Origin of the sequence: Aeromonas sp. ASNIH7, from assembly GCF_002903485.1 — a bacterium.
GTDB lineage: Bacteria > Pseudomonadota > Gammaproteobacteria > Enterobacterales > Aeromonadaceae > Aeromonas > Aeromonas caviae.
The window spans coordinates 2,103,435-2,125,079 of sequence record NZ_CP026226.1 but is presented as its reverse complement, the minus strand read 5'-3'; the positions used below and the strand labels follow the sequence as shown (position 1 = coordinate 2,125,079).

Here is a 21,645-nt window from a genome sequence, read left to right as displayed (position 1 = left end):
CCTCGTGAGCGGCTTTTTGTTTTCTGGATGGAAGGGAGAGGGCGCGTTCCACGTGAAACATGAGGGACCTAGACTCTGTCACCGCGAAAGGTGCGGCGCCACTCCCGCGGCGACACCCCGAAGCGGGCGCGAAAGTGCTTGCGCAATATGGTGGCAGACCCGAGCCCCACCAGTTCGGCGATGCGTTCCACGGTGTGGGCGCTGGACTCCAGCAGCGTCTGGCTGCGGCGCAGGCGCTCCGCCATCAGCCACTCCCCGAGGGAGAGACCGGTGGCGAGCTGGAAGCGGCGGCTAAAGGTGCGTCGGCTCATCATGCAATGTTCCGCCAGGCTGTCCAGGGTGTGGGGCGCGGCCAGGTGCAGGCGCAGGTGATCGAACAGCTGGTTGATCCTGGCATCCCGGGTGGAGGCGGGTACCGGCTGCTCGATGAACTGGGCCTGGCCACCCTCCCGGTGGGGAGGCACCACCAGCCGCCTGGCCAGCTTGTTGGCAATCTGGCTGCCGAGATGCTGGCGAACCAGATAGAGGCAGCAGTCCAGGCTGGCGGCGGTGCCAGCCGAGGTGATGAGCCCGTCGTCGTCGACGTAGAGGGCATTGGTATCGAGCCGCACCCGGGGGAAGCGCTGGACGAACTCCTGTTCAAATTCCCAGTGGGTGGCGGCACCGCGCCCGTCCAGCAGGCCGGCATAGGCCAGCACATAGGTGCCGAGACAGAGCCCCACGATCTGGGCTCCCCTGATCCGGGCGGCAACCAGGGCATCGAGCAGGGGTTGGGCGGGGCGCTCGGCCGGATCGCGCCAGAAGGGGATGATGATGATATCCGCCTCCAGCAGACCCTCCAGGCCATAGTCGGCCTCCATGCGAAAGCCCTGGGAGGAGGCGGGTTGCCGCGTGTCATCCCCGGCGCAGAGTCTCAGCTCGAACAACGACTGGCCCGGCATCATCTTGTCGCCAAAGATGAGGCAGGGCACCGAGCAGTGAAAGGGGCTGAAGCGATCGAAGGTGATGACGGCGACGATGAGAGGACGGGGCATGGTGGCAGACTCCTTTGCACTCGGATCCCCATCATACGGGGCAGCAACAGAAAGCCGAAGGGCCATGTGGTGCCTGGCCTCTCGCTCAGAGCAGCATGGTGTCGCCATCCTCGGGCACCCTTACCCGGGCGGCCATCCCCTGGCTGTCCAGGTAGTCGCGCAGCTCCCGCCGTGACAGCAGGGCATGATTGACCGCCTCCATGTGGCTGGCGATCAGGGTGGCCTGCGGGGCGGCCTGATAGACGGCGGCCACATCCTCCTTGCCCATGATGATGGCGCCCAGACCCGTCACCTGGGCATCACCGCAGTTGAGGACAACGACCTCGGGTTGGTGCCGGTGCAGCGCTTGTTCAACCTGGGCATTCCAGACGGTGTCGCCGGCCAGATAGAGGGTCTTTTCGGCGGGATGGGAGAAGACCACTCCGCTGACCTCGCCAAGGCGATCCCCCAGCAGGGCCATGATGGTATCGCTGCCGTGCCGGCCTTCCGTCTGTTGCAGGCGGATGCCGGCGAACTCGCCGACCTCGCCCAGCAGGCGCACATCCTCGAAGCCGCATCCCCTCATGGTGTCGGCATCTTTCTGATGCTGCACGAACAGGGGAAGGTGCCTGGGGATCTTCGCTTTCGCGACATCGTCCCAGTGATCCAGATGGTCATGGGTGACAATCACCGCATCCACCTCCAGCAGGGTCGCCATGGGCAGCGGCAGCTCGACCAAGGGGTTGCGAAGATGGCTGTTGGCCATGCCTTCGAAGCCGGGGTAGCTCCCCTTGGGGGCCAGCATGGGGTCGATGAGGAAGCGGGTTCCTGCGTAGTGGATGAGCAGGGTGGCGTTGCGAACCTGGGTAATCTTCATGACGTGCTCCGGTTTCTCGTTGGGGACACGGCCAGTATGGAGGGATGAGGGACGGATCATGAGTGGCCCGCAGGCCTATTATCGATCTAATCGGGCCATTTTTGATGGCCTGCATTTCTTTTGTTTTTACCCCTTGAAAGCCAAATGCTGGCCCCTATATAGATAACAAGGCCGGAACGCTCGACAGAGGTTTCGACCAGGCGCCCGTCCATCAGGAGGGCAAACAATCCGTTATCGCTCACAAGAGGGTAATACTATGCGTTCTATCGACTTTTCTCCGCTCTATCGTTCTGCCATCGGTTTCGATCGTCTGGCCACTCTCATCGAATCTGCCGCCAGCAATGGCAATGCCGGCTATCCCCCCTACAACATCGAGCAGCTGGGTGACAGCGACTACCGCATCAGCATGGCGGTGGCGGGCTTTACCCAGGAAGAGCTGGAGCTGAGCTTCCAGGAAAATCTGCTGACGGTGAAGGGCAGCAAGCAGGCCGACACCGAGCGCAACTACCTCTACCAAGGCATTGCTGAACGCGGCTTCGAGCGTCGCTTCCAGCTGGCCGACTACGTGCGGGTGAAGGGGGCCGACCTGAAGAACGGTCTGCTGCACATCGACCTGGTGCGCGAAGTGCCCGAGGCGATGAAGCCCCGCAAGATCGAGATCAACGGCTGACAGCCTGACCTCGTTGCATTGCTGATGTTTCCCGGGTGCCGATGGCGGGCCCGTGGAGAGTAAACCCTGTTGCTTTATAGAAGGATAGGATCATGCGTAACCTCGATTTTTCTCATCTCTATTCCAATGCCGTCGGCTTCGAGCGGATGGCCCGCGAGCTGGAAGGCCTGTTCGATCAGAAGACCTCGGCCTACCCCCCGTACAACATCGAAAAGCGGGATCACGACAGCTACCTCATCACGGTTGCCGTGGCCGGTTTCGATCGCAATGAGCTGGAGCTGGAGACCGAAAATGGCACCCTCAAGGTGAAGGGGCGCAAGGTCGCCACCATGGGCGAGCGCCAATTCCTCCATCAGGGGATCGCCGAGCGGGACTTCGAGCTCGCCTTCAAGCTGAGCCAGCACGTGGAAGTGCAGGGGGCCAGGTTGGAGCACGGTCTGCTGACCATAGAGCTGGCCCGGGAGCTGCCGGAAGCGCTCAAGCCCCGCGCCATCCCCATCGGCAAACCCGATCAGCTGGCACTGCCCGGTTAAACAACATCGCTGACCACCTGATAGAAAAGAGGCCTGCATCTGCAGGCCTCTTTTTTTCATGCCGAAGGGGAAATCAACCGGCGTAGAGGGCGTTGATCTCGTCGGCCAGGATGGCGATGCCACGACGCACCAGATCTTCGCTCTGGGCATAGTTGAGGCGGATGCACTCCTGGCTGTGGCGCCACTCGGGGTCGTCGATGCCGGGGAAGAAGTAGTGGCCGGGCACGATCAGCAGGTTCTTCGCCTTCAGTCGCTCATACAGCTCCTGGCAGTGGATCGGCAGGTCTTCGAACCAGAGCCAGAGGAAGAGGGCTCCCTCCGGCTTGTGGATGTGGAAGCGCGGATCCGGAATGGCCTCGCGCAGCAGCTGGACCGCGAAGGTGGCTTTCTGCTGGTAGAAGGGTTTCACCACCTGTTCGCTCAGGGTGATGATGTCACCGCTCTCGATCATCGAAATGGTGATGGCCGGACCCAGGCTGCCCGGCGCCAGATTGATGATGCCGCTCAGGTTGGTGATGGCCCGGATGATCTTCTCGTCGGCAATGACGATGCCGCAACGGGTGCCCGGCAGGCCGAGCTTGGAGAGGCTCATGCAGCGGATGGTATTGGCGTTCCAGAACGGCTTGGCGTCGCTGAAGATGATGCCGGGGAAGGGCACGCCGTAGGCATTGTCGATGAGCAGCGGGATCCCTTTGTCACGGGCGATCTGATCGAGGTGCTCGATCTCCTCGTCGGTGAGCACGTTGCCGGTGGGGTTGGTCGGCCGGGAGACACAGATCACCCCGATGTCGTCGCCCACCTGCAGGCTCTCGAAATCCACGTGGTATTTGAACTGGCCGTCGGGCAGCTTCTCGATGGTGGGTTTGTAGGCGACGAAATGATCGTCCGAGAGGGCCGAGTCGGCATAGCCGATGTATTCGGGGGCCAGGGGGAACAGCACCTTCTTCTTGCGACCGTCGGCGAACTCGCCGGCCAGCAGATTGAACAGATAGAAGAAGGCGTTCTGGCTGCCGTTGGTCAGGGCGATGTTGCGGGCGGAGATTTCCCAGCCCAGCTCCTTGCTGAGCAGGGCGGCCAGCGCCTTGGTGAACCTGTCTTTGCCCTGGGGGCCATCGTAGTTGGCCATGGCCTTGATCAGTTCGCCGTTGTCGAGCAGGGTGTTGGCCTCGGCCTGAAAGCGTTCCAGCATGGCGGGGATGGGGGCCGGATTGCCGCCTCCCAGCATGATGGCGTCGGGATTCAGCAGCCCTTGATTGAGGTCGTCCATGAGTTGGGTAATACCGGCGTGGCGAGTGAACTTCTCGCCGAACAAGGAGAATTCCATTCGGTGGCAAATCCAGAGTCAGTTAAGGGGGGAGCTAGCACCATAGCTCACTTCAAAAGCGGGTGTCGATCAAAAAAACGGGGCGTTTCACGTGGAACAGGGTTGCCATGATGGAGGTGGTAAAAAAAACCATTTATAGGTTTTAAAATAACCAACATTCGATTCAGGAAGAGGGGTGGTAGCATCAAAAAATTATTTATGTCAATAAAATCATGCTGTTATAAATCTGGCACAACTATTGGAATAGTTATGTGGTCATCTCAACCACACCGGAGCACGCCAGATGAAGATCCTGATCGCTACCCTGATTGCCAGCAGCCTGAGCCTGAATGCCATGGCCGCCGAGAACCCCAGACCCGAGCTGGACAGCGCCGCCCTGCAGCAGGAGATGCTGGCCTTGCAGCAGCAGGCCTCCCATGACGTGGTGGCAGAGGCCATCCACAACCTCAAGCCGCTGGCCCTGGAGACCCTGGTGGTGGAGGCGAGCTCGGCCGATGCGACTCATCCCGAGAGTTGAGGTAGCGCAAGGGGGTCTGCCCCGTGTGCTGCCTGAAGAAGGCGATGAAGGCGCTGTCGCTGGCGAACTCCAGGGCAGCGGCCACCCGGCTGATGGGCTCGGCTTCGGCCAGCAGTTCCATGGCCCGCAGCAGTCGCCACTGCTGGCGCCAGGCCTGGTAGCTCATGCCGGTCTCCCGCATGAAGATGCGGCCTATGGTCTTGTCACTGGCACCCACCCGCTCGGCCAGCCGGTTGAGCCGATCGGGCAGGGTGTCACCCCGCTTTATCTCCTGCAGCCAGCCGGTCAGACGCCCGTCTGACGGCAGCGGCAACTGCCAGGATTCTCGCGGCGCTTGCGCCAGCTCTTCTTTCAATAATGCCAGTGTGCAGGTTTGCTCTGCTTCCGGCTTGTCCCAGGGCCAGAGCGCCATCCGCTCGATGATCTCCCGCAGCAGCGGGTTGACCGCCAGCACCGCCATCTCGTTTGGCAACTCGGGCTCCGGCTGGAAGTAGAGGGAGCGATAGGCCACAACTCCGCGCATCAACACCCGGTGGGGCAGACCCGCTGGCAACCAGGCCGCTCGCGTCGGCGGCAGCAGGCAGACCTGATCGTCCAGCTCTATGGTCATGCAGCCTGCCTGGGCGAACAGCAGCTGGTGGCGCTGGTGCTGATGGCGGCCGGAGTCGTGCCAGCCGAGGGCGGTGGCAATACCGATGGCGCTGCCGTCGTGCTGGTCCGGATCAAAGGGGTGATCGGGAAGAATAAAGGCCATGTGTCCGATTCTTGCTGTTTATAGTCCGCCTTATTGTAATCGGACAAGTTATCCCTCTCTAGAATGGCGACCTCTTGTGAAGGAGGTGTGTCATGAACAACAGGTTGCCACCGCGCTGGCTGGTGGTCGGATTGATGATGTTTCCCCAGATAGTGGAGACCATCTACAGCCCGGTGCTGACCCATATCGCCACTGAGTTTCGGGTGAGCGAGGGGCAGGCGTCCCAGACCCTGTCGGTCTATTTTCTGGCGTTTGCGGCGGGCGTGGTCTGCTGGGGCAGGTTGTGCGATCTCATCGGGCGGCGTCCCGCCATGCTGGCGGGGCTGCTGACCTATGGCGCCGGCACCCTGCTGGCGTTGCTGGCCACTCAATTTGAAACCCTGCTGCTGGCCCGGGTCATCGCGGCCTTCGGCGCCGCCGTGGGTTCCGTGGTGACCCAGACCATGCTGCGCGACAGCTATCAGGGCAGCGATCTGGCGCGGGTCTTTTCGGTGATGGGCATCGCGCTCTCCCTGAGCCCGGTGCTGGGGCTGGTGAGCGGTGGCCTGCTGGCTGATGGCTTGGGTTATCTCGGGGTATTCGGCGCCCTGCTGGTATTGGCAGTTGGATTGCTGCTGGTCACTTGCTGGCAACTGCCGGAAACCCGCCCGGCCATCACCCAGAGGGTCGCACTCTGGCCGCTGGCCTGCCGGATGGTGCGTGATACCGTCTTGTGGCGCAGCGCCGCCCTGGTCGCCTTGTTCAACACCATGCTGTTCGGCTACTACAGCCTGGCGCCGTTTCTGTTTGCCGGTCTGGGGCTGAGCGCGGGCGAGTTTGGTTACTCCGGCATCGTGCTGGCGCTGGCAACCCTGGTGGGCAGCCTGCTCAACAAGCGTCTGTTGGGGCGTGGCTGGACGCCTGCCTCGCTGATCCGGCTCGCCGCCGTGCTGGCGTCGGGTTCGAGTTGGCTGGTGTGGGCCAGTCAGGCATCGCTCTGGTTTCTGCTGCCCATGACGGGAGTGGTGATCGCGTTCGGGCTGGCTATCCCCAATGTGCTGAGCCAGGCACTGCTGGCCTATCGGGAGGTGGCGGGCAGTGCCGGGGCCCTGTTCGGGCTCGGTTACTACCTGCTGCTCAGCCTGGGGTTGGCGGTTGCAGCCAGCTTGCAGGATCTCGGACTGCTGCTCGGGGGATGCGGTCTGCTGGCACTGTGCTGCGGTTGGCGTCGTTCCACGTGAAACATCAGCTGCCGATAAAACGGTAGCCGATGCCGGCTTCAGTTTCGATCAGGGTGGGTTGCTGGGGGTTATCTCCCAGCTTCTTGCGCAGGCTGGCGATGACGATGCGCAGGTAGTGGGTATCTTCCTTGTGGCTAGGTCCCCAGATGTCGATGAGCAGCTGGGTCTGTTGCACCAGCTTGCCGGGGTGGCACACCAGCGCCTGCAACAGGGCGAACTCCTTGCGGGAGAGGGGGATCTCCTCGCCCTGCAGGGTCACCTTGTGGCTGCTGCTGTCCAGGGTCAGGCCACACTGGGGGAAGTGTCGACACTCGCCGCTGGTGGCACCGACTCGCTGGCGCAGCAGCACCCGGATACGGGCCATCATCTCCCCGACGCCGAACGGCTTGCTCATGTAGTCGTTGGCCCCCGCATCCAGCAGCCGCACCTTCTCCTGCTCCGAGTCCCGCGCCGAGAGCACCAGCACGGGATTGGCGTGATGCTCGCGGATGGCGTGCAGGATTTGGATGCCATCACCGTCCGGCAGGCCCAGATCCAGGATCACCAGGTCGGGGTTGAGGTGGCGATACTGCGCCATCCCCTCGGTGACGCCGACCGCCTCGCTCACCTGATGTCCTTCGGCGATCAGGCTGATCCGCAAAAAACGGCGGATGGCCGCCTCGTCGTCGATGACCAGTATGTGAGCCATTCAGCCTCCCGTTTGCTGATTGAAAAGGGCGGCGACCATCAGGCCGCCGGTGCGTTGAGGGCCAGCGGCAGGGAGATGCGCATGCAGGTGCCGTTGCCGTTGGGGCCGGTGAATGCCCAGATGCGGCCGCCGTGGACCTCTATCATAGCGCGGGAAATGGCGAGGCCAAGCCCGGTGCCGCGGCTGCCGCAGTCACCGACCGGCTGGGTGTAGAACAGATTGAAGATCTTGTCCCGATCCGACTCGGCGATGCCGACCCCGATATCGATGATGTCGATGATGAGGTCGGGGTCCGCCAGCATCACCTTGAACTCGATGGGGGTGCCGGCCGGTGAGTAGCGGGAGGCGTTGTCGAGGATGTTGACCAGCACCTGCTCGATCAGGGCGCCGTGCACATAGAGCCGGGGGATCTGCTGATCGAAGTGCACCAGCAGCTTGTGCTGGCGCCAGGAGGAGTCGAGCCGGCGGCGGGCGCTTTCCACCAGGTCCGCCAGGTCGACCCAATCCCGTTTCAGCTGGAAATCCGGTGAACCGATGCGGGTCATGTCCAGCAGGTTCTGCACATAGCCGTGCAGGCGGCGCGCCTCGTCCTGCACCGAGTGCAGCAGTTCGATGCGGTCCTCCGCACTTATCCGGTCCCCGTATTCCAGCAGGGTGCTGCCAGCCCCCATGATGGTGGCCAGCGGCGTCTTCAGGTCGTGGGAGACCGAGGAGAGCAGGGCCGCGCGCATCCGGTCGGTCTCCGCCTGCAACTGGCTGTCCGCCAGCCGCTCGTTGAGATCGATCCGCGCCAGGGCGGCGCGGATATCGGTGAGCAGGGCCTGTAGCTGGTGCTCGGCGGCGGAGGTGAGCGGGCTGGCCAGCCGGATGCCCAGCACCAGGTCATCGCCGAGGTGATGATACTGGGCCTCGGCGGCGTTGAGGGTGGCGGTATGGGCACCGGCACTCTGTTTCTGGGCCAGGCACCAGTCAATGGCGGCCTTGTCTGTCTGGCCCGGCCCGGTCTGGGTGTCACCGGCCCGGTACTGGTAATCCCCATCGAGCGCGAACACGGGCTGCCCAAGGGCGAGGGCGATGGCCTGGGTTCCCTGTCTCAGCACGTCCACCGGGCTGCTGGCGGTGGCCAGTCCCTGGCTCAGGGAGAGCAGGGCGTTACCGAGCTGCTGGGTCTCGCGCAGGCTGACCAGCTGCTGACGCTGGCGGGAGGCGAGGCGCCCGGCCGCGATGCCGACGATGAGCAGCACGAACAGGGTGAGCAGGTCGCTGTGGCTGGCCACGCTCAGGGAGAAGTAGGGGAAGGTGAACAGCAGATTGTGGCCGACGAAGCCCAGCACGGCGGCCAGGATGGCGGGGACCAGGCTGGTGGTGAGCGCGGTGGCCAGCACCCCCAGCACGAACAGCATGGGCAGGGAGGCGGGGGGCAGCCAGTGGGAGAGGGCCCAGACCACGGCCGAGGTCCCCCCCATGATGGCCACCGCGAGCAGGCTCTGGCGAAGCTCACCCGGGCCTGCCGTAGGTAGGGTCAGGCCGGGCTTGCGCTTCTCGGTATCCACCAGCGTGATCTCGAATCCCTGCGCCTGTTTGAGCAGGTGCTGTACCAGGGATCGACGCCAGGGCGGGTTGCGGGATTTGCCGAGCAGCAATTGGGAGACCTGCTGCTGTTCGGCGGTTTCCAGCAGGGCATCGGCCACGGCCGGGCTGGAGAGGGTCAGCACCCTGGCCCCCAGTTGGGAGGCGAGGGCCAGCGCCTGCTCCAGCTCGGGGGAGCGTTGCCCCTTGCTGTCGATGTGCACCACCAGCCAGGGCAGTTGCCTGCGCTGGGCGAAGCGGTGGCCGTAACGCACCAGGGCGGCGCCGTGCTCATCCCCGATGCAGACCATCAGTTTGCCCCGCAGCGGCAAGGTGGTCTTGCCGGCGGCCTGCCACTGCAACTGCAGATCCCCCTCCACGTGGCTGGCGGCGGTCTGCATTGCCAGCTCCCGCAGGGCGGTCAGGTTGTTGAGGGAGAAGAAGGACTGCAGGGCGGCCTTGGCCTGGTGGGGCACATAGACCTTGCCCTCCTTGAGGCGGCCGAGCAGCTCCTTGGGGGGGAGGTCGATCAGTACTAGGCTGTCGGCCTCCAGCAGCACCTGATCCGGCAGGGTCTCCTTGACCCTGACCCCGGTCAGCTGCCACACCAGATCGTTGAGGCTCTCCAGGTGCTGCACGTTGAGGGTGGTGTAGACATCGATGCCGGCACCGAGCAACTCCTCCACATCCTGCCAGCGCTTCTCGTGGCGGCTGCCGGGGGCGTTGCTGTGGGCCAGCTCGTCCACCACGGCGATGGCGGGTTTTCGCGCCAGCAGACCGTCCAGATCCATCTCCTCCAGTCGCTGCTGGCGGTGCAGGTGCAGCTTGCGCGGCTGGATGGCGAGCTTGTCGAGCAGGGCCAGGGTCTCTTGGCGACCGTGGGTCTCCACCACCCCGATCAGGATGTCGACCCCCTCCCTGGCCTGCTCCCGCACCGCCTGCAGCATGGCGTAGGTCTTGCCGACGCCGGGGGCCGCGCCGAGAAACACCTTCAGCTTGCCCCTGTGCTCCTGCTCCAGGCTCGCCAGCAGGGCGTCCGCCCTCACTTCATCACGCATCCCCGTGCTCCCGTTGCATCGGCCGAACCGCGGCCGTGACCTCATTGCTCATGCTTGTCCCCGTTGTCGAAAGGGAGCCTTCCCGAACGGCAAGGAGCGCCCTCAGGCGCCCTTTTGATGATCGAGTTGCAGGTTCAACTGGAGAATGTTGACCACCTGCGGGCCAAGGATACCAGCTTGTGCCGCCGACTTGACCTGCTCCGTCAGCCGAACGGGATCCAGCCCCCGTTGCCCGGCGACCCTATCCACCTGGGCCAGCGCTGCATCGAGGGGCAGATGGGGATCGAGGCCGGAGGCGGAGCGGGTCAGCAGGGCGGGGACCCTGGCTTCCGGCTGCGCCCTGGCCGCCGCTGCGGCAAACTCGGCCCGTAGCGGCGAGCTCATCCCCAGGTTGCTTCCGCCGCCACCTATGGTGGCGAAATCGCTGGCGGAGGGGCGGGAGTGGAAGTAGTCGGCCCGCTCGAATTTCTGGGCCAGCAGGGCGCTGCCGACCACCTGCTGTTTGGCGTTGGTGAGCAGGCTGCCGTTGGCCTGCCAGGGGAAGAGCAGCTGGGCCAGCCCGGTGACGGCCAGTGGATATGCCACCCCCAGCAGCAGGGTCAGGGTCAGCAGGGTTCTGATTGCTATCATGATTTTTTGCTCCAAATGCGTTGGGTGGATGCGGGTCTGCCCCGCATCCGGTAATGCCGTTACACCAGCCCCAGGCCGGTGATGACCAGGTCGATCAGCTTGATACCTATGAAGGGCACTATCAGGCCGCCGACGCCGTAGATCAGCAGGTTGCGGCGCAGCAGGCTGGCGGCCGAGCCCTGCAGGCTGACCCCGCGCAGGGCCAGCGGCACCAGCGCGACGATGATCAGGGCGTTGAAGATGATGGCCGACAGGATGGCGCTCTCGGGGCTGCCCAGCTGCATCAGGTTCAGCGCCCCCAGCTGTGGATAGGCGGCGATGAACAGGGCCGGCAGGATGGCGAAGTACTTGGCCACGTCGTTGGCGATGGAGAAGGTGGTCAGGGCGCCACGGGTCACCAGCAGCTGCTTGCCCACCAGCACCACGTCCAGCAGCTTGGTGGGGTTGGAGTCGAGATCCACCAGGTTGCCCGCCTCCTTGGCGGCCTGGGTCCCCTCGTTCATGGCCAGGCCCACGTCGGCCTGGGCCAGGGCTGGTGCGTCGTTGGCGCCGTCCCCGCACATGGCCACCAGCCGGCCGTCGGCCTGCTCCTGACGGATGTAGGCCAGTTTCTTCTCCGGCGTCGCCTCGGCGATGAAGTCGTCCACCCCGGCTTCGGCGGCGATGGCGGCGGCGGTCAGCGGGTTGTCACCGGTGATCATCACGGTGCGGATCCCCATGTGGCGCAGGATCTGGAAGCGGGCCTTGATACCCGGCTTGATGATGTCCTTGAGGAACACCACCCCCAGCAGCTTCTCATGGGTACAGACCAGCAGCGGGGTACCCCCCTGGCGGGCGATGTTGTCCACCGATTTGAGGATGAGCTCGGGCACCGCCTTGCGATCGAGGGAGAGGTAGTGCAGCACGGCGTCCACCGCCCCCTTGCGATAGTGATGGCCATTGCGATCCAGCCCGCTCAGCCGGGTCTCGGCGCTGAAAGGGATGATGATGTCGCTCTCCAGCTGGCTCGGTCTGGTGTGGCTCTTGCTCGCCAGGGTCAGGATGGATTTGCCCTCCGGGGTATTGTCACCGAGCGAGGCCAGCATGGCGGCCTGGGCCAGCAGGGAGGGATCCACGCCGGGGGCCGGGATCAGCTCGTCCGCCATCCGGTTGCCGAAGGTGATGGTGCCGGTCTTGTCCAGCAGCAGGGTACGCACGTCGCCGGCGGCTTCCACCGCGCGGCCCGACTTGGCGATCACGTTGAGCTTCACCAGCCGGTCCATGCCGGCGATACCGATGGCGGAGAGCAGACCGCCGATGGTGGTCGGGATCAGGGTGATGAACAGCGCCAGCAGATAGAGCCGGGGCACCTGGGTGCCGTTGTAGTCGAGGAACCAGGGCAGGGTGGCCACCACCAGCAGGAAGATCAGGGTCAGCCCCACCAGCAGGGCGTCCAGCGCCATCTCGTTGGGGGTCTTCTGCCGCTTGGCCCCTTCCACCAGGGCAATCATGCGATCCAGGGTACTTTCGCCCGGGTTGTTGGTGATACGCACCCAGATCTGGTCGGAAACGACAGTGGTGTTGCCGGTCACGCCGCTGCGGTCGGTGCCGGACTCGCGGATGACGGGGGCGGATTCGCCGGTGATGGCCGCCTCGTTAACCGAGGCGATGCCGGCGACCACTTCGCCGTCGGCGGGGATCATTTCGCCGCTGCGCACCAGCACCAGATCGCCCTTGAGCAGGCTGGTGGCCGGTACCCACTCGCCCTTGTCATCCTGCGGGCTGGTGACCCGGCGTGCCTTGAGTTGGCTCATGCCGGCCTTCAGGCTGTCGGCCCGTGCCTTGCCGCGCCCCTCGGCCAGGGTCTCGGCGAAGTTGGCAAACCAGAGGGTGAGCCAGAGCCAGGCGGTCAGCTGCCAGGCCAGCGAAGGGGCGACGCCGGAGAGCGGCTGCCCCAGCAGCGACTCCAGGGTCGCCATCACGGCCGCCAGCCAGAGGGTGAACAGGATGGGGCTGCCAAACAGCGCCCTGGGGTTGAAGCGATAGAGGGCTTCCACCATGGCCTGCAGGATCTGTGATTTCTGTTTCTTGCCCTTCACCTGAATGGTGTCGGTGCTCATTGAAGCGGATTTGCTCATTGGAAAGCTCCCTGCATCGAATAGTTGGTCACGCAGATCAGTCGGAGGTGCAGCATCAGAAGGCTCCTCCCAGCAGGCTCAGGTGTTCCGCCACCGGGCCCAGCGCCAGCACCGGCAGGAAGGAGAGACCCCCCATCAGCAGCACGGTGACGATCAGCAGAGTGATGAAGAGCGGGCCGCTGACGGGGAAGTCCCCTTCGCTCGTCTCCTGACGCGGGGCGCGGGCCAACTGGCCGGCGATGGCCAGCACCGGAATGATGTAGCCGAAGCGGCCGAGCAGCATGGCCAGCCCGATGGCGATGCACTGCCAGCTGTCGGCGGCGGCAAAGCCGGCGAAGGCGGAGCCGTTGTTGCCGGCGGCCGAGGCGTAGGCATAGATCAGCCGTGACAGGCCGTGTGGGCCATCGTGTCCGATGACGGTGGCGGAGTCCGGCATCAGCAGGGTAATGCCGCCGATCACCAATACCCCGACCGGCATCACCAGCATGCTGGCGACCACCCACTTCATCTCGGTGATGCCGAGCCGTTTGCCCAGATAGGTGGGGGTGCGCCCCACCATCAGGCCGCACAGGAACACGGTCAGCAGCACGAACAGCATCATGCCGTAGATGCCGGCACCGACGCCGCCGAACACCACTTCACCCAGCAGCATGTTGATCATGCCGACCATGCCGCCGAGGGGGGTGAAGCTGTCGTGCATGGCGTTGACCGAGCCGTTGGAGGCGGCGGTGGTGGCCACTTCCCAGATGCTGGACAGCACGGGGCCGAAGCGACTCTCCTTGCCTTCCCAGTTGCCGGCTTCGCTGGTGAGGTGTGCGAGGGCGGGATCCGGCTTCAGCTCCTGGCCGATGGCGAGGCAGAGCCCCAGCACCAGCATGATGGTCATGGCGATGAGGATGGCGCGGCTGTGGGCCAGATCCTTCACGTAACGACCCAGGGTACAGACCATGGCGGCGGCCAGGGTCAGCAGGGCGACCATCTCCAGCCAGTTGGAGAGGGCTGTGGGGTTCTCGAACGGATGGGCTGAGTTGATGCCGAAGAAGCCGCCGCCGTTGGAGCCGAGCTGCTTGATGGCGATCTGGGAGGCGGCCGGGCCGAGCGGCAGCAGCTGCTCCTGGCCTTCCAGAGCGTGGAACGGCAGGTAGGCCGACAGGCTCTGGGGCACCCCCTGCCAGACCAGCAGCAGCGCCAGGATCAGCGCCATCGGCAGCAGCACGTAGAGGCAGAAACGCACCAGATCCTGCCAGAAGTTGCCGAGGTGGGTGGTCTGCTGGCGGGCGATGCCGCGAAACAGGGCGATGGCGACGGCGGCGCCGGTGGCGGCGGAGACGAAGTTCTGGGTGGTGAGCCCCACCATCTGGCTGAAGTAGGAGAGGCTGGCTTCGCCGGAGTAGGCCTGCCAGTTGGTGTTGGTCATGAAGCTGACCGCGGTGTTGAAGGCGAGTTGCCAGTTCAGCCCGGGCAGTTGCTGCGGGTTGAGGGGCAGCAGCCCCTGCGCCATCAGGATCAGGAACAGCAGGCCGAAACCGGCGCCGTTGAAAGCCAGCAGGCTGAGGGCGTAGGACTTCCAGTCCTGCTCGCGCCCGTCCGTGCCGCAGCAGGCCAGGGTGGCGCGCTCAAACGGGGCCAGCCAGCGACTCTTGCCTTCAAACACCCGATACAGGTAGTTGCCAAGCAGAGGCGCCGGCAGCAGCACCAGCAGCACGAACGCGACGGGATAGATGATCTCTTGCCACATATCCGGTTCCTCACTCATGAGTGCGCGCGAGGGCGCGCAGCAGATAGCCCGCGAGGGCGAGGACCAGCAGCAGATATAGCCAATTCATAACGACTCCGTTGAGGTAATTAGCGTCAGGGATCGATGCATATCCGTGTCGATCCCATGGGTCTCATTGACGCTCAAAGGGTATGTAAAACGGGCGTAAAGGCGCCATAAAGCCCAATTTGGCTGGCGTAAAATCGGCGTAAAGAAGGCAGGTTTTGTTGGCTGGTGGACAGGCAAGGCACAAAAAACCCAGCCTGAGCCGGGTTTTGGTAGCAAGTGGTGGAAGCTGACCCGATGGTGATGAGGTCAGCTTCAACCCCGCTTATCGCATGGTCACAAACTCTTCCGCGCTGGTCGGATGGATGGCAACGCAGTTGTCGAAGTCCGCCTTGGTGGCACCCATCTTCATGGCGACGCCGAAGCCTTGCAGGATCTCGTCCATGGCGAAGCCGATGCCGTGCAGGCCGACCACCTTCTCTTCCGGCCCGACGCAGACCAGTTTCATCCGGGTGGGCTGGCGATGCTGGGTCAGGGCCGAATACATGGCGGTGAACTGGCTGCGGTAGACCTTCACCTGATCTTCACCGTATTCGGCGACGGCTTCCGGCTCGGTCAGGCCGATGGTGCCGATGGGCGGGTGGCTGAACACCACGGTCGGCACCAGATCGTAGTTGAGGTGCTCGCCCGGCTTGTTGTTGAACAGCCGCTCCGAGAGGCGGCGGCCTGCCGCGACAGCCACCGGGGTGAGCTGGATGCGGCCGGTGTTGTCACCGACGGCATAAAGGTTGGCGACGTCGGTGCTCTGGAACTTGTCGGTGGGGATGAAGCCCTTCTCGTCCAGGGTGATGCCGGTGGCAGCCAGATTGAGGTTGTCGGTGGCGGGCACGCGACCGATGGCCCAGATGAGGCAGTCCACGGTGAGGTGGCGACCATCTTCCAGTTGCAGGGTCAGGCTGTCGTCGGCGTTCTTGATGACGGCCTTGGGAATGGCGTGGGTGTGCAGCTTGGGCCCTTCCTGCGCCATGATCTCCACCAGGGTCTCGTGGATCATGGGGTCGAAGTTGCGCAGCGGCGCATGTTTGCGCACCACCAGATGGGTCTCGGAGCCAAGTGCCTGCATCACGCCAGCGATCTCCACGGCGATATAGCCGGCACCCACCACGGCAACCCGTTTGGGCTGGCTTTGCAGGTCGAAGAAACCGTCGGAGTCGATACCCAGTTCGGCGCCCGGAATGGTCGGGACCTCGGGGCGGCCGCCGGTGGCAATCAGGATGTGATCGGCGCTGTAGTGCTCGCCGTTCACCTCGACGGTATGGCTGTCGACGAAGCGGGCGAAGCCCTTGATGACAGTGATCTGGTTCTTGCCCAGCACGTTCTGGTAGGACTGGTGAATGCGCCCGATATAGGCCTGACGGGATTCGACCAGCTTGGCCCAGCTGAAGTGGTTGAGCGTGGTGTCGAAGCCGTAGTCGGCGCCATATTTCAGGGCATCGGCGATCTGGCCTGCATACCACATGGCCTTCTTCGGTACGCAGCCGACGTTGACGCAGGTGCCACCCAGCTCTTTGGCTTCGATCAGGGCGACTTTCTTGCCGTACATGGCTGCCCGGTTGGCCGAGGCGATGCCGCCGCTGCCGCCACCGATGGCGATGTAGTCAAAATGCTGTGCCATTGCGAGGTTCTCCGCTCGTTAAGAATGCAGTCACAGCATGATGGGGACAAAGCGGCCGGCCCACAAGAGCCGGTGCTCAGTTCTGCTGGATGGGCAGACGAATGTGGAACTGGGCGCCCTGGCCCGGTTCGCTGGCGCAGTGGATGCGGCCGCGCAGCAGCTGGACCACCAGGTTGTAGATGATATGGGTGCCGAGCCCGCTGCCACCCTGGCCCCGCTTGGAGGTGACGAAAGGATCGAAGATGCGCGGCAATATCTCCGGGGGGATGCCGCGGCCGTTGTCACTGTAGTCGATGACCAGCTCGTCTCCCTGCTGCGCCACCTGTATGGTGATCTTTCTGGGCCTGTCCCAGCCATCGAAACCGTGATGGATGGAGTTGAGGATCAGGTTGGAATAGATCTGGGTGAAGCTGCCCGGGAAGGAGTAGATGCTCAGCTTGGGATCGCACTGGATGTCCACCTCGCACTGGGCCTTCTTGAGCTTGTAGCCGAGGGAGACCACCACCTGATGCAGGTTGTCGGCGAGGCTGAAGTTGTAGCGGGCCTCGGAGGACTGATCGACCGCTACCTGCTTGAAGCTGGCGATGAGCTCTGAGGCGCGTCTCAGGTTGCCTTGCAGCAGTTGCATCGACTCGTCGAGATTCTGGGTGAATTCGTTGAGGTAGGTGCGGGAGAGCTGCTTGGCCTCGATATGCTGCTTGAAGTCGGCCACCCGCTCCTGCAGGTAGGAGGAGGCGGTGACGCTGATGCCGATGGGGGTGTTGATCTCGTGGGCCACGCCGGCAACAAGGGAACCGAGGGAGGCCATCTTTTCCGACTCCACCAGGGTCTGCTGGGCCTGTTTGAGATCGTCATAGGCCTTGCCCAGCTGGTCGTTGGCATCGCTCAGGCTGCGGGTGCGTTCCGCCACCTTGCCTTCCAGCTGCTCGTTGAACAGGGTGATCTCCCGCTCCACCTTCTTGAGGGGGGTGATGTCATAGCCAAAGCCAATCAGGTACTTGAGGTTGGGCCCCTCGTAGAAGGGAGCGAAGGTCCACTGCAGTACCAGCTCGTTGCCCTGCTGGTCGTGCATGGTGATCTCCCTGTCCTCCAGGGCGCCCTGATCGGCCAGGGTGGCGGCCAGCTCGTCACGCTGCTCCTTGCTGACGAAGAGATCCAGCCAGTTGTGCTGCAACAGCTCCTGGTGGTGATAGCCGGTGAGCAGGATGGCTGCCGGGTTGATGCTGGCGATGTTGAGATCCGGCTCCATGCAGCAGATGACCATGTTGGCGGAGTTGATCAGGGTGGCGGAGAAGTCCCGCTCCTGCTGGAGCTGATCGGCGGCCTGATGGCGGGCCGTGAACTCGTCGTTCAGCCGGGTGCGCATCTGGTTGAGGGTGGCGGCCAGGGTATCGAATTCGTCAGGGGACTTGCGGGGCAGGGGGCGACCCTCCAGGGTCAGCTCCACCGCGAGGCGATCCAGGCTCAGTTTCTGGGCATAGCTGACGATGCGGTTGATATGACGGATCACCAGATAGTAAATGATGACCAGGATGCAGAACGAGACGACCAGGGTCTTGATGGTCTGGCTGACCAGGATCAGCACGGATTTCTCGATGAGGCGCTGGTAGACCTGCTCCAGGGAGGCGGCGACGAACAACTTGCCAACCACTTCCCCCTGGTAGCTCAGGGTGAACTCGCGGGAGATGTCGTATTGGGGCTGCTCCACCCCCTGGGTGAGCAGGGGCACTTCCGAATTGCCCAGCATCTCCTTGACCATGACGAACTGCATGTTGGGCAGGTTCATGATGCCCTCGATCTGCACCTTCACCTGCTCTTCATCCAGATTCCAGAGACTGGCCGAGATGGGTTGCAGGAAGGAGGCCTCGATCTGGCCGATGCTGGCCTCGATGACGGTCACATCCTTGTTGTAGTCCCAGGCGAGCTGAAGCACGGTGATGAGCAGTGCCAGCACCGTACTGCAGATCAGAATGTAGGAAAGCAGACGATAAGAGAGTCCGTTAAGGCCGACGGCCTTGGAGAAGATTCCTGACATGGCGTCCTTGCGGTCTGGATTGAGTGCGGTTTAGTTTAACTGCTTCATGGACTTATGTCGTGTGTCATCCAATGGATAAAAACAAGGCCCCTTTCGGGGCCTTGTTTGTGTGGGCTGGGATCAGTGACCGCCCTTGGCTTTTGCCGGGATGGATTCGTCGAATTCCGGCAGCGGCTTGTGCTCGGATGCCAGGAAGGTGTAGATGACCGGCAGCACGAACAGGGTGAACAGGGTGCCGATGGCCAGACCCGCCACGATGACGATGCCGATGCTGAAGCGCTGTGCCGCCCCCGCACCCGAGGCATAGAGCAGCGGGATAAGGCCTGCGATCATCGCCGCCGTGGTCATCAGGATGGGGCGCAGACGGACCTTGGCAGCCTGCATCACGGCTTGCATCCGGTTCAGACCATGCAGCAGCTGCTCCTCCTTCGCCACCTCGCAGATCAGAATACCGTGCTTGGTAATCAGACCGACGAGGGTGATGAGACCGACCTGGGAGTAGATGTTCATGGTGGCCATGCCCCACGCCAGAGCGATCAGTGCGCCACTGATGGCCAGCGGCACCGACACCATGATGACCAGCGGGTCACGCACGGATTCGAACTGGATCGCCAGCACCAGGAAGATGATGGCCAGGGCCAGGGCGAAGGTGGCGTAGAGCGCATTCCCTTCGGTCACGAACTGGCGGGCTTCCCCCATGAAGTCGTAACGATAGCCTTGGGGCAGCTTCTCTTCCGCGGTCGCCTTGAACCAGTTGATCGCATCCCCCATGGCCACGCCAGGTGCCGGCACGGCGCCGATGGTGGCGGAGTTCAGCTGGTTGAAGTGGGGCAGGGCACGGGGCTCTCCCTTCACTTCAATCTTGATCAGGCTGCCCAGCGGGATCGACTTGCCGTCGGCGGCACGCACGTAGTAGCCCTTGATGGACTCGGGGTTGAGACGGAACTTGCGCTCCACCTGCGGGATCACCTCGTAGGAGCGGCCATCCAGGTCGATACGGTTGACGTAACCGTCCGCCATCATGGTGCCCATGGTGATGCCGATGTCCTGCATGGTGATGCCGTAGGCACCCGCCTTGTCCTTGTCGATGCTGATCTTCATGGTGGCCGAGTCGTAGTTCAGATCGAGATCCGAATAGACGAACTGGCCGTTGGCCTGGGTTGCCGCCAGCATCTCACCCGCGATCAGGAACAGGCTCTCGAAGCTGTTCGGGGTGGTGATGACGAACTGGATGGGCAGACCGCTCGAGGCCCCCGGCAGTTCCGGGAACTGGAAGGTGGTGATGGCCATCCCGGGGATGTCCTTCACCAGACCGGCAACCCGATCCAGCACCTCTTTCTGGCTCGCTTCACGCTGGCTCCAGGGCACCATGGAGGCGATACCGAACGCCTGATTGGAGTTGAACACCCCTGAGAAGACCTGGGAGTAAGCGATCTCCGGCTGGTCGTCCAGGACTTTGTTCACATCCGCCATGGTGTTTTCGATGTAGTCCAGGTTGGCGTTGGAAGGAGCCGTCCCCAGCACCGCCATGACGCCTTTGTCCTCGGACGGGGCCAGCTCGCTCGGAATGAACTTGAACAGCAGCGGCAGGCTGGCGAACACGATGATGGCAAACAGGATGACCACGATGCGCTTTTGCATCACGGCATGGAGCATGGCGTCGTAGCGGGCCGTCATCCGGTCCAGCAGATCGTGTACGGTACGCTCGAACTTGCCGGGCTCCTCGTTGGCCCTGAGCATCTTGGCGCACATCATGGGCGACAGGGTCAGGGCGATGATGCCCGAGACGAACACGGCGCCCGCCAGGGTCAGCGCGAACTCCTTGAACAGGGAGCCGGTGATGCCCCCCATCAGGGCGATGGGCGCATACACCGCCGCCAGGGTGACCGTCATGGCGATGACGGGCACGGCGATCTCCCGGGTACCTATGATGGCGGCCCGGAACGGCTCTTCCCCTTCCTTGATGTGACGGTCGACGTTCTCCAGCACCACGATGGCGTCATCCACCACCAGACCGATGGCCAGCACCATCGCCAGCAGGGTCATGAGGTTTATGGAGAAGCCGAACATGTCCATCATCATCACCACGCCGATGAGGCTCAGGGGAATGGTGATGATGGGGATGATGACCGCCCGGAACGAACCGAGGAACAGGGTGATCACCACCAGTACGATGGCGGCCGCCTCCAGTATGGTCTTGATGACCTCGTGGATGGATTCGTTGATGGCGATGGTGGAGTCATACAGGACGTTCACCTGCATGGTGCTCGGCATGTTGCGCTTCAGGCTCGGCAGCAGCTCCAGCACATCGTGGGCGATGTTGATGGGGTTGGCTGTCGGGGCTGCGTTGATGGCCAGAACCACGGCCTCGCGGCCGTTGGCGCTGGCGCGATAGATGTCGTGGCTCTTCTCCAGGGAGACCTTGGCGATGTCGGAGAGACGGATCACCTTGCTGTCGCGGGTGGCGACCACCAGACGCTTGAGCTCTTCGATGTTGCCGACCTGGGTCTCGGCGTTGCCGTTGAACAGGGTGAAATAGCCGGTGGCCTGGCCGGTCGCGGACTGATAGTTGTTGCTGTTGAGCACCGTCATCACGTCGCTTGAGGTCAGGTCAAAGGCGGCCATCTTGGCCGGATCCAGCCACACCCGCAGGGCGAATTCGACCCCGCCATACAGATCCACCTTGGAGACCCCGCCCACGGTAAACAGCTGGGGCTTGATGACCCGCTCCAGGTAGTCGGTGATCTGGCTGGAGTTGAGCTCCGGGCTGGTGAAGCCCATGTAGAGCACCGCCGTGGTGGAGCCGGTGGAGGAGGTGACCGAAGGGTCTTCCGCCTCTTTGGGCAACTGGGAACGCACCGAGTTGACCTTGGCCAGGATGTCGGACAGCGCGGCGTTCGGATCGGTGTTGAGCTTCATGTACGCCGTCACCGTGGAACTGCCCAGCTGGCTCGAGGAGGTCATGAAGTCGATGTTGTCGGCCTGGGCGACCGCCTGCTCCAGGGGCTGGGTGATGAAGCCTTGGATCAGATCCGCACTGGCGCCATAGTAGCTGGTGTTGACCGTGATGACGGTATTGATCACCTCGGGGTATTCACGCACCTGCATCTTGAAGATGGCCTGGAAGCCCAGCAGGGCTATCAGGAAGCTGAGCGAGATCGCCAGCACAGGCCGTTTTATGAATATGTCAGTAAATCGCATCG

At 63.3% G+C, this 21,645-nt stretch carries 16 protein-coding genes; 4 read left to right on the top strand and 12 right to left on the bottom strand.

Annotated elements, in window-relative coordinates:
- Nucleotides 1-68: 68 nt before the first annotated feature.
- Together C2U47_RS10040 and C2U47_RS10035 are read right to left on the bottom strand one after the other, a co-directional pair.
- Complete coding sequence (locus C2U47_RS10040; RefSeq protein WP_049637224.1) at nucleotides 69-1,034, bottom strand: GlxA family transcriptional regulator; 966 nt, start codon at nucleotides 1,032-1,034, stop codon at nucleotides 69-71.
- Nucleotides 1,035-1,119: 85 nt separating this feature from the next.
- On the bottom strand, nucleotides 1,120-1,890 hold the full coding sequence (locus tag C2U47_RS10035) for an MBL fold metallo-hydrolase (protein WP_049637225.1): 771 nt from the start codon (nucleotides 1,888-1,890) through the stop codon (nucleotides 1,120-1,122).
- 256 nt (nucleotides 1,891-2,146) lie between these two features.
- On the opposite strand from C2U47_RS10035, the gene C2U47_RS10030 reads away from it, so the two are divergent.
- Both C2U47_RS10030 and C2U47_RS10025 read left to right on the top strand, forming a co-directional pair.
- Nucleotides 2,147-2,560, top strand: a complete 414-nt coding sequence (locus C2U47_RS10030; RefSeq protein ID WP_010672291.1) for an Hsp20 family protein — start codon at nucleotides 2,147-2,149, stop codon at nucleotides 2,558-2,560.
- A 92-nt stretch (nucleotides 2,561-2,652) separates the two neighbouring features.
- A complete protein-coding gene (locus C2U47_RS10025) occupies nucleotides 2,653-3,093 on the top strand; it encodes an Hsp20 family protein (RefSeq protein ID WP_010672292.1) in 441 nt (146 codons plus the stop codon).
- 73 nt (nucleotides 3,094-3,166) lie between these two features.
- On the opposite strand, the gene C2U47_RS10020 is transcribed toward C2U47_RS10025, so the two are convergent.
- A complete protein-coding gene (locus C2U47_RS10020; RefSeq protein ID WP_103261625.1) occupies nucleotides 3,167-4,417 on the bottom strand; it encodes a valine--pyruvate transaminase in 1,251 nt (416 codons plus the stop codon).
- A 283-nt stretch (nucleotides 4,418-4,700) separates the two neighbouring features.
- Here C2U47_RS10020 and C2U47_RS10015 point away from each other — a divergent pair, with 283 nt between their 5' ends.
- A complete protein-coding gene (locus C2U47_RS10015; RefSeq protein ID WP_041214189.1) occupies nucleotides 4,701-4,934 on the top strand; it encodes a hypothetical protein in 234 nt (77 codons plus the stop codon).
- On the opposite strand, the gene C2U47_RS10010 is transcribed toward C2U47_RS10015, so the two are convergent.
- The gene (locus tag C2U47_RS10010; RefSeq protein WP_049637227.1) at nucleotides 4,864-5,688 is read right to left on the bottom strand and encodes an AraC family transcriptional regulator; all 825 of its coding nucleotides are present in this window, start codon (nucleotides 5,686-5,688) and stop codon (nucleotides 4,864-4,866) included. The two genes, C2U47_RS10015 and C2U47_RS10010, sit on opposite strands and share 71 nt — an antisense overlap.
- A gap of 92 nt (nucleotides 5,689-5,780) precedes the next feature.
- Between C2U47_RS10010 and C2U47_RS10005 the strand changes: the two genes are divergently transcribed.
- Nucleotides 5,781-6,908 carry a multidrug effflux MFS transporter gene (locus C2U47_RS10005; RefSeq protein WP_102948981.1) on the top strand — a complete coding sequence of 376 codons (1,128 nt, stop codon included), beginning with the start codon at nucleotides 5,781-5,783 and terminating at the stop codon, nucleotides 6,906-6,908.
- A 4-nt stretch (nucleotides 6,909-6,912) separates the two neighbouring features.
- Here the strand turns inward: C2U47_RS10005 and C2U47_RS10000 are convergent, their stop codons facing one another.
- The 8 genes from C2U47_RS10000 to C2U47_RS09960 all read right to left on the bottom strand — a co-directional run bounded on the left by C2U47_RS10000 (nucleotide 6,913) and on the right by C2U47_RS09960 (nucleotide 21,643).
- A complete protein-coding gene (locus C2U47_RS10000; protein WP_042879730.1) occupies nucleotides 6,913-7,596 on the bottom strand; it encodes a response regulator in 684 nt (227 codons plus the stop codon).
- Between the two features lie 38 nt (nucleotides 7,597-7,634).
- A complete protein-coding gene (locus C2U47_RS09995) occupies nucleotides 7,635-10,223 on the bottom strand; it encodes a sensor histidine kinase (RefSeq protein ID WP_102948982.1) in 2,589 nt (862 codons plus the stop codon).
- A 102-nt stretch (nucleotides 10,224-10,325) separates the two neighbouring features.
- Nucleotides 10,326-10,853 (bottom strand): potassium-transporting ATPase subunit C, encoded by a 528-nt coding sequence (locus tag C2U47_RS09990; RefSeq protein WP_049636913.1) that lies wholly within the window; start codon nucleotides 10,851-10,853, stop codon nucleotides 10,326-10,328.
- Between the two features lie 59 nt (nucleotides 10,854-10,912).
- Nucleotides 10,913-12,970, bottom strand: coding sequence for a potassium-transporting ATPase subunit KdpB (gene kdpB, locus C2U47_RS09985; RefSeq protein WP_049636912.1), 2,058 nt, complete (start codon nucleotides 12,968-12,970; stop codon nucleotides 10,913-10,915).
- 55 nt (nucleotides 12,971-13,025) lie between these two features.
- A complete protein-coding gene (gene kdpA, locus C2U47_RS09980; protein ID WP_103261624.1) occupies nucleotides 13,026-14,708 on the bottom strand; it encodes a potassium-transporting ATPase subunit KdpA in 1,683 nt (560 codons plus the stop codon).
- A gap of 349 nt (nucleotides 14,709-15,057) precedes the next feature.
- Nucleotides 15,058-16,407, bottom strand: coding sequence for a glutathione-disulfide reductase (gene gorA / locus C2U47_RS09970; protein WP_045522651.1), 1,350 nt, complete (start codon nucleotides 16,405-16,407; stop codon nucleotides 15,058-15,060).
- A 76-nt stretch (nucleotides 16,408-16,483) separates the two neighbouring features.
- Nucleotides 16,484-18,442, bottom strand: coding sequence for an ATP-binding protein (locus C2U47_RS09965; RefSeq protein ID WP_010672308.1), 1,959 nt, complete (start codon nucleotides 18,440-18,442; stop codon nucleotides 16,484-16,486).
- 120 nt (nucleotides 18,443-18,562) lie between these two features.
- Nucleotides 18,563-21,643, bottom strand: coding sequence for a multidrug efflux RND transporter permease subunit (locus C2U47_RS09960; RefSeq protein ID WP_103261623.1), 3,081 nt, complete (start codon nucleotides 21,641-21,643; stop codon nucleotides 18,563-18,565).
- Between the last annotated feature and the right edge of the window lie 2 nt (nucleotides 21,644-21,645).

Bases quoted from the DNA above. Each gene is read 5' to 3' on its own strand.
- C2U47_RS10040 (WP_049637224.1), bottom strand. From the start codon at position 1,034: ATGCCCCGTCCTCTCATCGTCGCCGTCATCACCTTCGATCGCTTCAGC.
- C2U47_RS10035 (WP_049637225.1), bottom strand. From the start codon at position 1,890: ATGAAGATTACCCAGGTTCGCAACGCCACCCTGCTCATCCACTACGCA.
- C2U47_RS10030 (WP_010672291.1), top strand. From the start codon at position 2,147: ATGCGTTCTATCGACTTTTCTCCGCTCTATCGTTCTGCCATCGGTTTC.
- C2U47_RS10025 (WP_010672292.1), top strand. From the start codon at position 2,653: ATGCGTAACCTCGATTTTTCTCATCTCTATTCCAATGCCGTCGGCTTC.
- C2U47_RS10020 (WP_103261625.1), bottom strand. From the start codon at position 4,417: ATGGAATTCTCCTTGTTCGGCGAGAAGTTCACTCGCCACGCCGGTATT.
- C2U47_RS10015 (WP_041214189.1), top strand. From the start codon at position 4,701: ATGAAGATCCTGATCGCTACCCTGATTGCCAGCAGCCTGAGCCTGAAT.
- C2U47_RS10010 (WP_049637227.1), bottom strand. From the start codon at position 5,688: ATGGCCTTTATTCTTCCCGATCACCCCTTTGATCCGGACCAGCACGAC.
- C2U47_RS10005 (WP_102948981.1), top strand. From the start codon at position 5,781: ATGAACAACAGGTTGCCACCGCGCTGGCTGGTGGTCGGATTGATGATG.
- C2U47_RS10000 (WP_042879730.1), bottom strand. From the start codon at position 7,596: ATGGCTCACATACTGGTCATCGACGACGAGGCGGCCATCCGCCGTTTT.
- C2U47_RS09995 (WP_102948982.1), bottom strand. From the start codon at position 10,223: ATGCGTGATGAAGTGAGGGCGGACGCCCTGCTGGCGAGCCTGGAGCAG.
- C2U47_RS09990 (WP_049636913.1), bottom strand. From the start codon at position 10,853: ATGATAGCAATCAGAACCCTGCTGACCCTGACCCTGCTGCTGGGGGTG.
- kdpB (WP_049636912.1), bottom strand. From the start codon at position 12,970: ATGAGCAAATCCGCTTCAATGAGCACCGACACCATTCAGGTGAAGGGC.
- kdpA (WP_103261624.1), bottom strand. From the start codon at position 14,708: ATGTGGCAAGAGATCATCTATCCCGTCGCGTTCGTGCTGCTGGTGCTG.
- gorA (WP_045522651.1), bottom strand. From the start codon at position 16,407: ATGGCACAGCATTTTGACTACATCGCCATCGGTGGCGGCAGCGGCGGC.
- C2U47_RS09965 (WP_010672308.1), bottom strand. From the start codon at position 18,442: ATGTCAGGAATCTTCTCCAAGGCCGTCGGCCTTAACGGACTCTCTTAT.
- C2U47_RS09960 (WP_103261623.1), bottom strand. From the start codon at position 21,643: ATGCGATTTACTGACATATTCATAAAACGGCCTGTGCTGGCGATCTCG.